Here is a 13097-nt window from a genome sequence, read left to right on the forward strand (position 1 = left end):
TGCGGGCAACTCTGCGTACCGCTGCTGGCAGCTAAGTTTCTGTCGAGTGGCGTCGGTGGCGCGTGTGAGGGCTGCGGCCGGGAGGATGTGCAGGTGCGTGGCGGGTGTCGGCGTAGCCGCCACGCGGGCCGAATGTGGTTGCTGCACCAGCGAACTGGGTGGCACGGTGGCGGGCAGGGGCGGGCTGAGTTGATTGGTCGCGGGCTCGGTGTCGGCGTTAGGCTGCGGCCGCGATACGCTCAGCGATACGCCGGATTTCGTCGGCCACCAGTTGCGGTTCGGTGAAAACCACGAGGTGCCCGGATTTTTGGGCCAGCACGTGCCGGGCACCCAGACGTTGGGCGGAGCGGCGGTGGGCGGCCAGGAACGCGGCGCGGATCGAGCGGTCCAATAGCGTGGTCTTGACACCGGAGATCACGGTGACCGGGATGTTCCCGAGATCGCGGCGATGTTGGCGCATGCTGGCCAACCCGGACAGAAAGAACCGTTCTTCGGCATCGGCGGCCTGCTGAGCACTGACGGTCAAGTCCTCGGCGATCAGATCGCCGAGGACGTCGTCGGGGAGCCCCGAAGCGGCCCGGCGTACCACCCATCCGAGTAGATGTAGCCAGCGCAGCACACTCATCGTCCATCGGCCGGCCAGCACCAGTCGCCGCAAATGTTTGAGCGATGACCCGCAGCACACATCGAGCTGCTCATCGGAATGATCAACCAGCACCAATCCGGCAATACAGGACTGGTCGCGGTTGGCGGCGGCCAGCGCGATCGTGCCCCCGTAGCTGTGACCGACCAGGATGTATGGGCCGGCATCAAGAGCTGCCAACAACTCACCCAGATCGCCCGCCAGATGCTCCAAGGTGCGGGGGGCCGGGTCTGGGTCGCTGCGCCCCAGATTGGCCCGGTCATAGACGACTGTCGGGAAATGTTGCGCTACCAGCGGCGCCACCAAGCCCCATTCCGAGCGGGAAGCCCCCAAACCCGACTCGAACACCACCGTCGGACCCGGACCGCCCCCGGCGCGCATGTAGTGCAATGCCCGCCCATCGGGCAAACCCAACATCGCGCTTGCACCCAAAGTGTGTGCCATCTGCGCCCCTTCGTATCCCAGAACGATGCTCGTTATCTTCTGACCTTCTTGCTGCGACGAGACCCTGCCACAGACGACTATACCCCTACGGGGTATATGCATAAAGTCGTTCAGGCCATCTTCGCAGGCACCGTGGAGCCGCTCCGGCCGCGCAGTTGGCCCATCAGTTAACGGATTTTGCCCCTATGCCGCCGTCAGCGCGGCACCGCGTTAGCGGATCGTGCCAGGCAATTCAGTGATCTGTGCACCTTCACACCCACTGCACGGGGCGATGTGTGCCTCGATCTAAGCGAGACATGACATCGGTATCCCCGTGGCCTAACCCACGTCAGTGACATGTGTAGAACACCGGATTAGTTGGGCCACACCGTATACATGTAGCGAATGTGCCGAAGTGGAATCTCCAGAGATTCGCAGAAACTTATTACTGATAACGGCCACAATGTGTCTGTCACATCAGGAGATTCACAAACTTCCGAAGACTGACCGAAATCGCGGTGGTGCGCAAGGGCGATGACGGGATCGCGCGAGTGATACCTGCGTGGAATATCGACGGCGGGCGCTGCCCCGGTGCGGAGCAGTTGGACGGATTGATCGCTCGGGGTGCGGTATGACGCCGCAGGCCTTAGTGCTGCTCGCCGCCGCGTTGCTTCTGGTGCCGCAAAGGTATCGGCGGCTGGACCAGCCCGGGATGAGTCCGGTGCGCTGGACGGGGAAGCTGGTGGCGGCACCGCTGAGTGCGCTGGTGCTGACGGCTCTGTGGCTACTGCCACTGTCGGTGGTCGTGTCGGCTGTCGTGGTGGCCGGGACCGGTGCCCTGCGGTGGCGTAGGCGCCGCAGATCTCGCGTCGAATCGGAGGAGTTGGACTGCACGGCGTCCGGGCTCGATGTAGTTGTCGGCGAACTCAGGGTCGGGGCGCATCCTGTGCGGGCCTTTGAGATCGCCGCGGTCGAGCTGAACGGCGCGGCCGGCGAGGCATTCGCGGCGATCGCGGCACGAGCCCGCTTGGGAGTGAACGTAGATCGGGCCCTGCCGAGATCCGTTCCGGCGAGAGCGCAATGGAATCGGATCACCCGTAGCTGGTCACTGGCCCAGCGTCATGGTCTCGCGGTTGCCGACCTCCTCGACGCGTGCAGGGCGGATTTGCAGGAAAGACAGCAGTTCACCGCGCGCGTGAACGCCGGACTCGCCGGTCCCCGTGCGACCGCGGTCGTGCTGACGGGTCTACCGGTCGCGGGAATCGGGCTGGGACAGATGATCGGAGCCAGACCCCTCAGCGTGCTGTGCGCGGGTGGCGTGGGCGGCGCGTTGCTCGTTGTAGGGGTGACGCTGGCGTGTGCCGGCCTGCTGTGGGCCGACGCGATCACCGGGAAGGCGTTGCGGTGATCGCCGCGCTGCTGATGCTTGCCGCGGCGGTCTTGACCGCGCCCGGGGCATTGCGGGCCCGGGCGAGGATGTCACCCCATCGGCTTCCTGCTTCTTTCGAGCGGGACGACATCGAAAAGGGTTTGTTGGGAATGGCATTCAGCCTCGACATGTTCGGTGTGTGTCTGCGGTCCGGGATGCCCGTCGCGACCGCGGCACTGGTGGTGGCTGCCGCGGCACCGGTGGAGCTGGCCCGAATCCTCCGTCGAGCGGGGGAGATGCTTGCGCTGGGTGCACCGGCATCGACGGCATGGATGGACGCGGGCTCACCCGATGATCCGGGATACGAACAGCGCCAGGCGCTGACCAGACTGGCGCGGCGATCCGCCGACTCGGGAGTGGTCATGGCCGACGGCATCGCCTCATTGGCGGTGCAATGTCGTCGAGACGCGCTGGATTCCGCGGTGGCGACCGCGGAACGAGCCGGTGTGCTCATCGGGGCGCCACTGGGGCTGTGCTTTCTGCCATCTTTCATCTGCCTGGGCATCGTGCCTGTCGTCATGGGCTTGGCACGCGATGTGTTCCACAGCGGTGTGCTGTGACCTGCGGAGGGGCCGCAGGCCAACAAGGGAGGGAATCCATTGATACACAACGGTATGTTGACCAAGGTGCGTCGGCGGCTCGTGGTAGTCGTCGAGTCAGAGGATGGCATGTCCACGGTCGAGTACGCGATCGGGACTATCGCGGCCGCGGCCTTCGGGGCAATTCTCTACACGGTGGTCACCGGAGACTCGATCGTCAGTGCGCTCACCAACATCATTGCGCGTGCACTCAACACCAGCGTCTAGACGGAGATGCGGGAGCCGTCACGGTCGAGGCCGCGTTCGGCGTCGCGGCGTTGGTGGCGGTGCTGGTGATGTGTGCAGCCGGAATTCAGGCGGTGTCGATGCAGGTGCACTGTGTGGATGCTTCTCGTGAGGCAGCGCGACTGGCTGCGCGTGGTGACGACGCCGATGCGCGAACGGTGGCGCGTCGCCTCGCGCCACCGGGGGCGACGGTTGAGGTTCGCCGCGACGGCGGCTATGTGGTGGCACGGGTTGCGGCGACGAGCAGGTTGCTCCCTGCTATTGCGATTGCCGCCGAGTCAATTTCGGCGATGGAACCCGAGGGCTGACGGCGGCGCGGCGACCATCATCGCGGTGGCGATGATTGCGGTGCTGTTGGCGCTGACCGCCGGGGGTGCCGCGGTGGGATCGGCCGTGGTGGCGCGGCACCGGGCTCAGGCCGCCGCAGACCTGTCGGCGCTGGCGGGGGCGCAGCACGCCCTCTACGGCGTCACGCCCGCGTGCGCGGAGGCCGGTGCGGTGGCCCGGCGGATGGGCGCGGTGGTGGCCGGCTGCACGGTCGAAGACCTGGATGTTGTTGTTGCCGTCAGTGTTCCGGTGATGCTGGGCCGTTTCGGCGCACGACCTGCCCGGGCGGCAGCCCGCGCGGGGCCGATCGGCGAGGGTGGGTGACGGTAGTACCGATCAGCGCTTGGCTGTCTACCGCGAGTCTAGATAAGGAGCTACCGCGGCGTAGAAGATCTCGACGTGGATATCGACCATGTGCTGGCGGTCCAGATCGGGGCGGGAGCGCCACCAATGTCCCAGCCGTTCGGCTGCCCCGGACATTGCATGCGAGAGTCCTTCGGCGAAAAGCTTGGGTATGTCGGGATGATCCTTGGTGATCAGTGCGTAGGTCGTCTCGATGTTGCCCAGGCGCAGCGCGGACAGTTCGTCACGTGACTCGGCGGGCAGCACCGCGGCGCTGCCGTAAATAAGCTCCCAGCGCTCGGGATGAGTCTCCAAGAGTTCATAGAACAGGTCGGCGGCGGCGGCGAACTGCTCACGCACGGCCTGCGTCGGATCCGCTCGCTGCACCAGGGCCTGCGCGAAGTCGGCTTGGGCTCGCCGGGCACAGGCCAGATAGGCCCCGTCCTTGGTTTTGAAGTGGCGGTAGGCGATGGGCTTGGTGACGCCCGCGGCTTGAGCAATGTCACTCAACGACACTGCGGCGAAGCCGCGTTCAAAGAACAGCTGCTCAGCGGCGTCCAGCAAGTGCGCGTGGCGCTCTGCCCACGGTCGGCGCGATGCCGCGCCGGACGTTGGGCCTTTCTGCATGAGTCAACATCCTAGCCGACTTGTTACTTCGGGTAACAAGAGCTATGTTACCGAAGGTAACAACGAGATGTGTGCCGTTCAACCCTGAGGAGCCTGCGATGAGTGGGGGATTCCGTGTACGGGGATACCTCCCCGGGCAGGTAACGAGCGCCGAGGAGGATTGCGTGTCCGCTGTTCTTACCGTCCCGGCCGGAGGTGCTCAGCGATGAGCCGACGCAAGCGATCAAAAGGTCAAGCCGGCCGAATTCTGGGCGCGTTGTGGATGCCCCTGGTGGCAGTGATCGTCATCGCGGTCGTGGGTTTCGGGGTCAACCGGATTCGGGAGAAGTCGCAGGCCATAAGCCATCCGCCGACGACGCGTCCGATTCCGGCCACGGTGGTCCAGATCAATCCCAAGAACGTCACCTATGAGGTGTTCGGCAATCTGGGAACTAGCGGGAAAGTGTCCTATGCCAATCTCAATAGCGAACCCGTCGACGTCGTGCTGACGTCACTGCCATGGTCGGTTTCGGAGACCACGATGTCGTCGGCGGCTTCATTGAGCCTGGTCGCACAGGTGGATGGGGATTCGCTGGGATGCCGTATCCGCGTCAACGGTGAGGTCCGTGAGGAACAGGTCGTCAACCACACCGGCGCCGCGGTCGCATGCACGGTGACGGCAGCATGACCTCGGGACAGCAGCCGCCGCAGGATGCGGACACCGGGCCGGTGCTGGTGCCGCCCACCCCGCCGGTAGTGAAGGAACCTGAAAAGCGCCCTGGGCCAGCGCGATTGCTACGTGTACTGGCGATCCCGGTGGTGATCTTCTGGGTCGCCGCCGCCGCTGCCCTGAATATTTTTGTGCCCACCCTGGAAGAGACGACCGCGGCCAACGCCAAAGCGATGATTCCGCGGGATGCGCCCTCGTCTGCCGCCGCCATCACGCAGGGGCAAGACTTCCAGGAGTCCGATTACACCAGCATGGCCGTGGTGGTACTGGAGGCGCAGGGTCGTCAGCTCGGCGAGCAGGACCACAAGTATTACGACGAGATGGTTCGTCGGCTGCTGGACGACAAAGAGCACGTGCAATCGCTGATGAACCTGTGGGGTGACCCCGTCACCAGGTCGGGCCAGCAGAGCGCGGACGCACAGGCCGCAACGCTGACAGTGCGGCCCACCGGCGATCTGGGGGACGCCGACTCGAACAGGTCCATCAAGGCCATCCGCGGCATTATCGAGAAGCTCGACAAGGACAAGCCCGAGGGACTCACGGTCTACGTGAGCGGCCCGGCGCCCCTGGCCTCCGACACGCTCAACGCCGCCGACGAGAGCATGGTCACGCTGACCATCGTCACCATCGTCGTGATCATCGCGATGCTGTTGATCGCATATCGCTCTATCACCCGGGCGATCATTCCGCTGTTCGGTGTGTTGATCACGCTGGCCACCGCTCGTGGCGTGGTCTCGCTGCTGGTCGAAAACCACGTCATCGGCATCTCGTCGTTCGCCATGAATATGGCGGTGTCTTTGGTTCTCGGTGTGGCTACCGATTACGGCATCTTCTATCTCGGCCGCTTTCAGGAGGCCCGGCGTGCCGGAGAGGACCGCGAGTCCGCGTACTACACCTCGGTGCGCAGTGTGGCCCACGTTGTGCTGGGGTCGGGCATCGCGATATCCGGTGCGTGCTTGTGCCTGAGCCTGACCACTCTGGACTACTTCCGGACCTTGGGCCCACCGTGTTTCGTGGCAATGGTTGTCGCCGTGATCGCGGCGCTTACGCTGGGTCCGGCACTGCTGACACTGGGTAGCAAGGTGCCCTGGCTGTCGGAGCCGGCCAAGACCAGTCCGGCCTGGCGCAAGTTGGGTACGGCGATCGCCAAGTGGCCGGCGGCGATGATCGCGGTTGCGGCCCTGGTGATCCCGCTGTGCATCGCCAACCTGGCCAACTACACGGTGAGCTACAACGATCGCGATTACGCGCCCAAGAGCGTCGAGTCGTCTCGTGGGTATGACGCAGCGGATCGCCATTTCCAGCCGAGTCAGCTCTCCATCGATACGCTGTACATCAAGGCCGACCACGATATGCGCAACACCACCGACATGATCAGCCTGGATCGCGTCGCCAAAAATATCGTGCGCACACCGGGTATTTCGATGGTGCAGAGCATCACCCGACCCAATGGCCGGCCCTTGGAACACGCCTCACTGCCGTATGCGATGGGTTCGATGGGAACCAAGATCGGTCAGAACCTGGGATTTTTGAAGGACCGTGTGGCCGATATCGACACCATGGCTGCCCGGATGGGCGACATGATGGAGTCGAGCAAGAAGATGGCGGACATCACCGGTCAGCTTTCCGCGGGAACGCAGATGTCCGTTGAAGCGTCCAGGGGCCTGAAGGCCGCGATGGAGAAGACGCGCGACAACTTGGCCAACTTCGACGACTTCTTCCGTCCGATACGTAATTACTTGTATTGGGAGCCGCACTGCTTCGATATCCCGATGTGTTGGGCCATGCGCTCATTGAACGAATCGGTCGACAATATCGATGAGGCGACCTCGCAGCTGGGACCGATGGTCGATGGTTTGAGCATGGTCGATGCGGCCACTCCGCAGATGATTACTCAGCTCAACGCGATGGTGCAGAACATGGCCGTCATGCAGCAGCTGACGCTGACCATGCAGAGCCTATTTCATGCCACCATCGCGCAGCTCGAGCCGATGATCAATCCGATGGTCGACATGGGCAAGGCCTTCGACAACGCCAAGAACGACGATTTCTTCTTCATGCCCCCGGAGTCCTTCAACACCAAGGACTTTCAGACTGGAATGAAGTTCATGATGACGCCTGACGGCAAGGGCGCCCGCATCTTGATCTACCACCAGGGCGAGGCCATGAGCCCGGAAGGCATCGATCAGATCCAGCGTGCCGAGGCCGCCGCACACGAGGCAATCAAGGGGACGTCGCTGTCGAATGTCGATCTGCTGGTGGCTGGCGCGTCTGCGAATTACCGTGATGTTCAAGCTTTTTCCATGAATGACATCCTCACCATGATGCTGGCCACATTCGGGCTGGTGTTCCTGATCGTCATGGTCATCACGCGGACCCTGGCCGGTTCGGTGATCGTGCTGATCACTGTGGTGCTGTCCTTCCTCGGGTCGCTCGGGCTGGCAGCGTTCATCTGGGAAACCCTGATCGGCATCGAGTTGCATTGGCTCACACTGCCCATCGCATTCATCGTGCTCGTCGGGGTGGGGTGCGACTACAACCTGCTGCTGCTCTCCCGGTATCGCGAGGAGCTATCTGCGGGTATTCGTACGGGCCTGATCCGCACCATCGCCGGATCCGGCAACGTCGCCGTCACCGCCGCGTTCGTACTCGCCGGAACCATGCTCGCGATGCTCTCCAGCGATGTGGTCAACATCGGGCAAGCCGGATCCACCATCTGCATCGGACTGATCTTCGACATGATGATCGTGCGACTGTTCTTGGTCATGCCGTTGGCCCGAATCCTCGGCCCGTGGTTCTGGTGGCCGCAAAAGCTGCCCACTCCCAAACGTGCCACGTTCAGGGATAAGCCCGAAGCCGGCGAGCCGGTGACCACACGGATCTGACGGACCATCAGTCGCGGGCCACGGCAGAAAGTGGTCCGCGACTGGGGCGTTTGCGATCACCCCGCAGCACCTTTCGGCGCCATTGCCGGGACGGTGATGTATATGCAACAATAGTTCCATGGTCACTGACGCCGTCGATGAGATCGTGAGCAACTGCCTGGCGGTTCGGGTCCGGCTGCTCGGCCGGGCCATCACGAGTGTCTATGACCACGCCCTCGAGGGTCATGGTGTGAGCATTGCCCAGATCAATCTGATGGCCGCTCTGGGCAGGATCGGCCCCTGCTCACCGGCGCGCATCGGCGAGGTTTTACAGCTGGAGCGGTCGACGGTCAGTCGCAACGTGGGTCTGTTGATCAGGCGCGGTTGGGTGGAGGCCGTGGCATCGGATGCCAAGGGAGTCCGCGAGGTAGCGCTGACCTCGTCGGGGGGCGAAAAGATCGAGACCGTGATGCCCGAGTGGCGGCGAGCGCAGGAAGAGGCCGCCCTGATCCTCGGGTCCGGTGGTATCAAATCCGTCCGGACTCTGGCGGCCAATTTCGGACTACCGTCCGGCGATTAGTGGTCAACAGGGGCCGCCCCTGCTGCCGCATCTAAATGTTGTATATACACCTTAGGAGCACACCGCAATGTCATCACATGCCACCTCAAAGATCTTCATGATCGGTGCCACGGGTGCCCAGGGCATTCCCGTCACACGGTCGCTGGTTGCCGATGGGAAGTACTCCGTCCGATTCCTCACTCGCGATGCCACCGGTGCGCGGGCGAGAGCGCTGCTCGAACTGGGTAACACGTCGGCCCTGGAAGGCACTTTCACTGACGAAACCATTCTGCGCGAAGGGTTTCGGAGATGTGACGGTGCCTTCATCAATATCGATGGATTCAATACCGGTGAGAAGACCGAGATGTACTGGGCCATCCGCGCGTACGAGATCGCAATGGAAGAGGGGATCAGATTTCTCGTATACGGAAATCTCGACTACGGGCTCAAGAAGGCTGGTTACGACTCCAGGTACCGTGTCGGCCACTATGACGGCAAGGGGCGTGTCGCCGAATGGATCCTGCTTCAGAATCAGTCAAACGCGGAGCGGATGGGTGCGGCGATCTTCACATCCGGCCCGTACATTGAGATGACAATCTCGCCGCTGACTCCGATGGCGCCCACCGTCGAGGAGGGCGTCGTCACCTGGCGGGTTCCGCTGGGAGGCGGAGCTGTACCCCATGTGTCCCTTGAGGATTGCGGTTACTACGTCAGGTGGCTCTTCGACAACACCGATCGGTCCAACGGCATGGACCTCGAAGTGGCTATCGACCACATTCCGTACAGTGAGCTCGCCCGGGCGTTCGAGAAGGTCACCGGGCATCCCGCGCAGTACATAGACACGGACGTGGACACCTACTGGCAGGGGCCACTTGGGGGGATCGCCGATAGGCCGGCCGGATATAACGCGGCCCCGGATGACCCCAGCACCATGACATTTCGAGACAACTTCACGGGTTTTTGGAACTTGTGGAAAGACGGAATCGTCAAACGTGATTACGTACTGCTGGATGAAATCCATCCGAACAGGATCCGTACGGCCGAGCAATGGTTCAGGCGCGAGGAGGAACTGGGCAGGAAGCGCGGGAGAGGCGGCCTGTGGGAGCGGGTCCAACCGGAAAACTGGAGTCTCGACGCGGCTGTTCTGAAGAGTAGCCAAGACCTGCGGACCGGAAAGCTATGAGCAAAGGCGAACCTATTGGACCGCGACCAGTACCAGGCTGCCGCTCATCGCCACGAATGAGGTGAAGGTGGCAACCTTGAAACTGGTGTTGGAGGTGACGTTCTGCTTGAACGCCATCGGAAGGAACAAGGTGGGGTTCAGGAGCGCGCCATAGACCACCACGGCGGCCAGCCAACCGGGCAGATCGGGTACCGCAAGGCCCACCGCGATCAGCAGTATCCCCATGATGATGTAGTCGAGATGGGCCTGCAGAAACCTGCGCCCATTTGTCACGCCAGCCCTCCTGAGTAATTGTGGCGCAAGAAAGTTGGCTGCTACTACCCATCCCAAGAGCGCGCCGAGAGCCAGCTCGGCCAACCCGATGCGGACGACGATGCTCATGTGGTCACCATGTTTCTGCGATACCACCTACGGCCGTGCCACCTTTGGTAATGCCATGCCGCGGTGGGTAATGCGCCCCGGCTGTGTAGCCAGAATCGGTCGGGAACCTCGGCCGCGGGTGGCAGGCGCCCAAGGTGGATATCGCCGAGAACGATGCCTGGGCCTTCTTCGGGGCGGCGTTCGGCGACGATGCTGCCGGTACCGTCGGTGATGAGGGTGGAGCCTTCAAAGTGGCCGCGATATTTGAGGGGGATCCAGGGCATGGCACAGTGGAATTCGCCGACGTGCGCGGCGTGAACAACCGGGGCACCAACATATTTGGCGAACGTGGCGGCCGCCGCCCTGGCGGTTTGGTGATTGCGGCGCTCCATGGCCGCGAAGGTGGCGCGTGGCCGCCATGGAGGTATCGACCACCAACCGGAGCCCGCCATCACCAGATCGACGTGAGCGCGCATGCGCCGCGCCGTGCGGGTACGCATCAGCTCCCAGCACACCGCCGCACCGACGTTGAGTGTGCCGGCGCGAAATACCCCGTCGTCCTGACCTCCGATGTAGAAGGCGTTCTCCCACATGGTCGGTAGATCCTTGTCGTGCCGGCCGACCATCCCGGTCGCGTCCGCGGCGAAATAGGCGTTGCGGACATGCCCATCTTTGTCGCGGCACAGGAACGAGCCGCCGACCAGCGCGTCGTAGTGGTGAGCCAGGGTCCGCAACAGCTCGGTGGCAGCTCCTTCGGGAGGTAGTGCGGCGTCTCGGAGTGCCGGGTCGAACGCGATCCCGGTGGTGAAGAACTCGGGGAGCGCGATGATTTTTGCGCCGGCACGCCCGGCCTCCGCGGCCAGTTGTGCGCACTTGCCCAGATTCGCGGCCACATCGCCGATGACTGCCTCGAGTTGGATCGCAGCTGCCAGCACCATAAACCGAACGCTACTATAAAACTGAGCGCTACTACAAGACTTTATGTGCGGACGAGCCCGCGCTCGATGATGTCGCGGCCCAACTCCAGTACGCGCTGCATTTCGGCGGGTTCCAGCCGCAGCCGGTCGGGGCGCAAGTTGAGCGACAGCACGCCATTCCACGCGCCCCACAAGAAGATTGATACGCGTACCGGATCTGGGCAGTGCACTTCACCTGCTGCGTCGGCCCGGCGCAGCACATCGGCGATGTCGCCGACCAGAGCCTCGACCTTGTCCGCGATGCGCCGCTCGACCTCGTCGGCCATATCGCCGGGAGGTACGTCCAGGGTGCGCAACGCGATCATTCGGAAGTACCCGGGATTCTGTAGGTGGAAATCGCAATAGGCGTCGCTGGCTGCGCGCAGTTCCTCCATGGGGGTGCGCCCCTGGCCAAATGCCACGGCCATCGCCTGCTCATTGACCGACAAGGCCCGCTCGACGAGTGCGAGGTATAGGCGTTCCTTGTTCTTGAAGTGGTGATAGATGGAACCCACCGCGAGGCCGGCGGCCTCGGCGATGGCATCCACCGTGACCGCGTGGAACCCGCGTTCCGCGAAAAGGCCTTCGGCCGCGTCGAGTATGGCCGCGGTGGTGACAGCCGTGCGACGGTCTTGACGGCGGGCCTTGGTCTCAGACACCCACCGAGGTTACGGGTTTTTTGCCGCGGTGAAGGCGAACGCCTCGGACCTGGTCACCGGAGAGGTATGTCCCGGCACCCCGCGCCGACGATGCGTGCCAACCGGCAGCCCCGCAGTCGACGGCAAGTGCCTGGTTGTAGCGTGATCTGATGGTCGTCACGCTGCACCCAAAGTCGGGTCTCAAGGCACGCTTGTCGTTTCTGCTAGTGATGCTTTTCGTCAAGCCATTGCTGATCTTGTTCCCGATCTTCGACGCAGGCCTGCGGCAGCTCAAGTGGCTGGATCGCGGGGCGCAGCGCGGACCCGACGCACCAGGCATCCAACGGTCTCGGGTCAGCCTGGCCAACAGGCCCACCGACCTCATGATTCCGGCAGGCACGACAGTCGCGGAAGCCGATACCGCCATCCTTTACCTGCATGGCGGCGCTTTCATCGCGTGCGGTCCGGCCACGCACCGCAAGATCACCGGCCTGCTGGCCCGCCAGCTCCGGGTACCCGTCTACGTGCTCGACTACCGGCAGCTGCCGGAGGTCGGCGTGGGCTCCTCGGTCGCCGACGCGGTGCAAGCCTATCGTGAACTACTCCAGGACTACGCGCGCGTGATTGTCGTCGGCGACTCGGCCGGCGGGTTCCTGAGTGGCAAGGTCATCGAATACGCACACACCCATGGGTTGCCGAAACCGGTTGCCTATGTGGGTTATTCGCCGTTGCTGGATCTGGACTTGGCTGCCAATCCGGCCAGTACCAGCCGCCACGACGCGTACCTGCCCAAGGGCAAATTGAGGAAGCTGGCCCCCAAGTTCGACAGGGGGCCAGTGGAATTCGCCGGAGAGCGTCGCGTGGTTGCCGTGCCGGTCGAGGCGTACCCGCCCACATTGCTCATTACCGCGCAGGATGAATTCCTGGAGCCGGACGCCATCGCACTTGCCGAGAAGCTCTCCGCGGCGGGTGTGGTGGCCAAGGTGCACAGCTACTCATGGCAGCTGCATGCCTTCCCGGCCATAGCCGTCTCGCGTGATACCGCAGAGGCTGTGGTGCTGTCTGCCGACTTCATCAACGAGGCGCTTTCCGCCGCTGAGCAAGGCCCGGCGACAGAGCAGGCTGGCTGACCAGCCGGGGAAGCATCCCGGCGATATCTGCGTTGGACTGTGCCGGGCCAGCCATGCTGGCCATCGACCCGACGCGAGGAGCC

General features: G+C 63.5%; 15 protein-coding genes. 10 read left to right on the forward strand and 5 right to left on the reverse strand.

The genetic code is table 11. The features are described 5' to 3' along the window. Positions 1–217: 217 nt before the first annotated feature. Complete coding sequence (locus MAB_RS02535; RefSeq protein ID WP_005113074.1) at positions 218–1087, reverse strand: alpha/beta hydrolase; 870 nt, start codon at positions 1085–1087, stop codon at positions 218–220. A gap of 610 nt (positions 1088–1697) precedes the next feature. Here MAB_RS02535 and MAB_RS02540 point away from each other — a divergent pair. The 5 genes from MAB_RS02540 to MAB_RS02560 all read left to right on the forward strand — a co-directional run bounded on the left by MAB_RS02540 (position 1698) and on the right by MAB_RS02560 (position 3970). Continuing rightward, positions 1698–2474 (forward strand): type II secretion system F family protein, encoded by a 777-nt coding sequence (locus tag MAB_RS02540; protein WP_005083514.1) that lies wholly within the window; start codon positions 1698–1700, stop codon positions 2472–2474. Beyond that, positions 2471–3055, forward strand: a complete 585-nt coding sequence (locus MAB_RS02545; RefSeq protein WP_005113077.1) for a type II secretion system F family protein — start codon at positions 2471–2473, stop codon at positions 3053–3055. Before MAB_RS02540 ends, MAB_RS02545 begins: the two co-directional genes overlap by 4 nt. A gap of 54 nt (positions 3056–3109) precedes the next feature. Then, entirely contained in the window at positions 3110–3301 is a 192-nt protein-coding gene (locus MAB_RS02550; RefSeq protein WP_005083512.1) for a DUF4244 domain-containing protein, read from the forward strand. A gap of 68 nt (positions 3302–3369) precedes the next feature. Then, on the forward strand, positions 3370–3627 hold the full coding sequence (locus tag MAB_RS02555) for a TadE family type IV pilus minor pilin (protein ID WP_178051506.1): 258 nt from the start codon (positions 3370–3372) through the stop codon (positions 3625–3627). After that, a complete protein-coding gene (locus MAB_RS02560) occupies positions 3581–3970 on the forward strand; it encodes an Rv3654c family TadE-like protein (RefSeq protein WP_005083510.1) in 390 nt (129 codons plus the stop codon). Before MAB_RS02555 ends, MAB_RS02560 begins: the two co-directional genes overlap by 47 nt. A gap of 27 nt (positions 3971–3997) precedes the next feature. On the opposite strand, the gene MAB_RS02565 is transcribed toward MAB_RS02560, so the two are convergent. Then, the gene (locus tag MAB_RS02565; protein WP_005130889.1) at positions 3998–4615 is read right to left on the reverse strand and encodes a TetR/AcrR family transcriptional regulator; all 618 of its coding nucleotides are present in this window, start codon (positions 4613–4615) and stop codon (positions 3998–4000) included. 205 nt (positions 4616–4820) lie between these two features. Between MAB_RS02565 and MAB_RS02570 the strand changes: the two genes are divergently transcribed. From MAB_RS02570 to MAB_RS02585, 4 genes are all read left to right on the forward strand, one after another. After that, on the forward strand, positions 4821–5282 hold the full coding sequence (locus MAB_RS02570; RefSeq protein WP_005113101.1) for an MmpS family transport accessory protein: 462 nt from the start codon (positions 4821–4823) through the stop codon (positions 5280–5282). Continuing rightward, positions 5279–8209, forward strand: a complete 2931-nt coding sequence (locus MAB_RS02575; RefSeq protein WP_005113103.1) for an MMPL/RND family transporter — start codon at positions 5279–5281, stop codon at positions 8207–8209. The genes MAB_RS02570 and MAB_RS02575 overlap by 4 nt, the downstream gene beginning before the upstream one ends. Before the next feature lie 118 nt (positions 8210–8327). Continuing rightward, positions 8328–8768 (forward strand): MarR family winged helix-turn-helix transcriptional regulator, encoded by a 441-nt coding sequence (locus tag MAB_RS02580; RefSeq protein WP_005092129.1) that lies wholly within the window; start codon positions 8328–8330, stop codon positions 8766–8768. 67 nt (positions 8769–8835) lie between these two features. Next, the gene (locus MAB_RS02585; RefSeq protein WP_005086907.1) at positions 8836–9930 is read left to right on the forward strand and encodes an NmrA family NAD(P)-binding protein; all 1095 of its coding nucleotides are present in this window, start codon (positions 8836–8838) and stop codon (positions 9928–9930) included. A gap of 12 nt (positions 9931–9942) precedes the next feature. Here MAB_RS02585 and MAB_RS02590 read toward each other — a convergent pair whose 3' ends face one another. From MAB_RS02590 to MAB_RS02600, 3 genes are read right to left on the reverse strand one after another with little or no spacing between them, the layout of a single operon-like run. Further along, positions 9943–10311 (reverse strand): hypothetical protein, encoded by a 369-nt coding sequence (locus tag MAB_RS02590; RefSeq protein ID WP_005083500.1) that lies wholly within the window; start codon positions 10309–10311, stop codon positions 9943–9945. Further along, positions 10308–11228, reverse strand: coding sequence for a carbon-nitrogen hydrolase family protein (locus MAB_RS02595; protein ID WP_005113106.1), 921 nt, complete (start codon positions 11226–11228; stop codon positions 10308–10310). Before MAB_RS02595 ends, MAB_RS02590 begins: the two co-directional genes overlap by 4 nt. Positions 11229–11269: 41 nt before the next feature. Beyond that, positions 11270–11905 carry a TetR/AcrR family transcriptional regulator gene (locus MAB_RS02600; RefSeq protein ID WP_005083497.1) on the reverse strand — a complete coding sequence of 212 codons (636 nt, stop codon included), beginning with the start codon at positions 11903–11905 and terminating at the stop codon, positions 11270–11272. A 149-nt stretch (positions 11906–12054) separates the two neighbouring features. Here MAB_RS02600 and MAB_RS02605 point away from each other — a divergent pair, with 149 nt between their 5' ends. After that, positions 12055–13014: an alpha/beta hydrolase gene (locus tag MAB_RS02605; RefSeq protein ID WP_005083496.1), complete on the forward strand. Its 960-nt coding sequence runs from the start codon at positions 12055–12057 to the stop codon at positions 13012–13014. Positions 13015–13097: the final 83 nt, after the last annotated feature.

Origin of the sequence: Mycobacteroides abscessus ATCC 19977, from assembly GCF_000069185.1 — a bacterium.
In the GTDB taxonomy this organism is placed as follows: Bacteria; Actinomycetota; Actinomycetes; order Mycobacteriales; family Mycobacteriaceae; genus Mycobacterium; species Mycobacterium abscessus.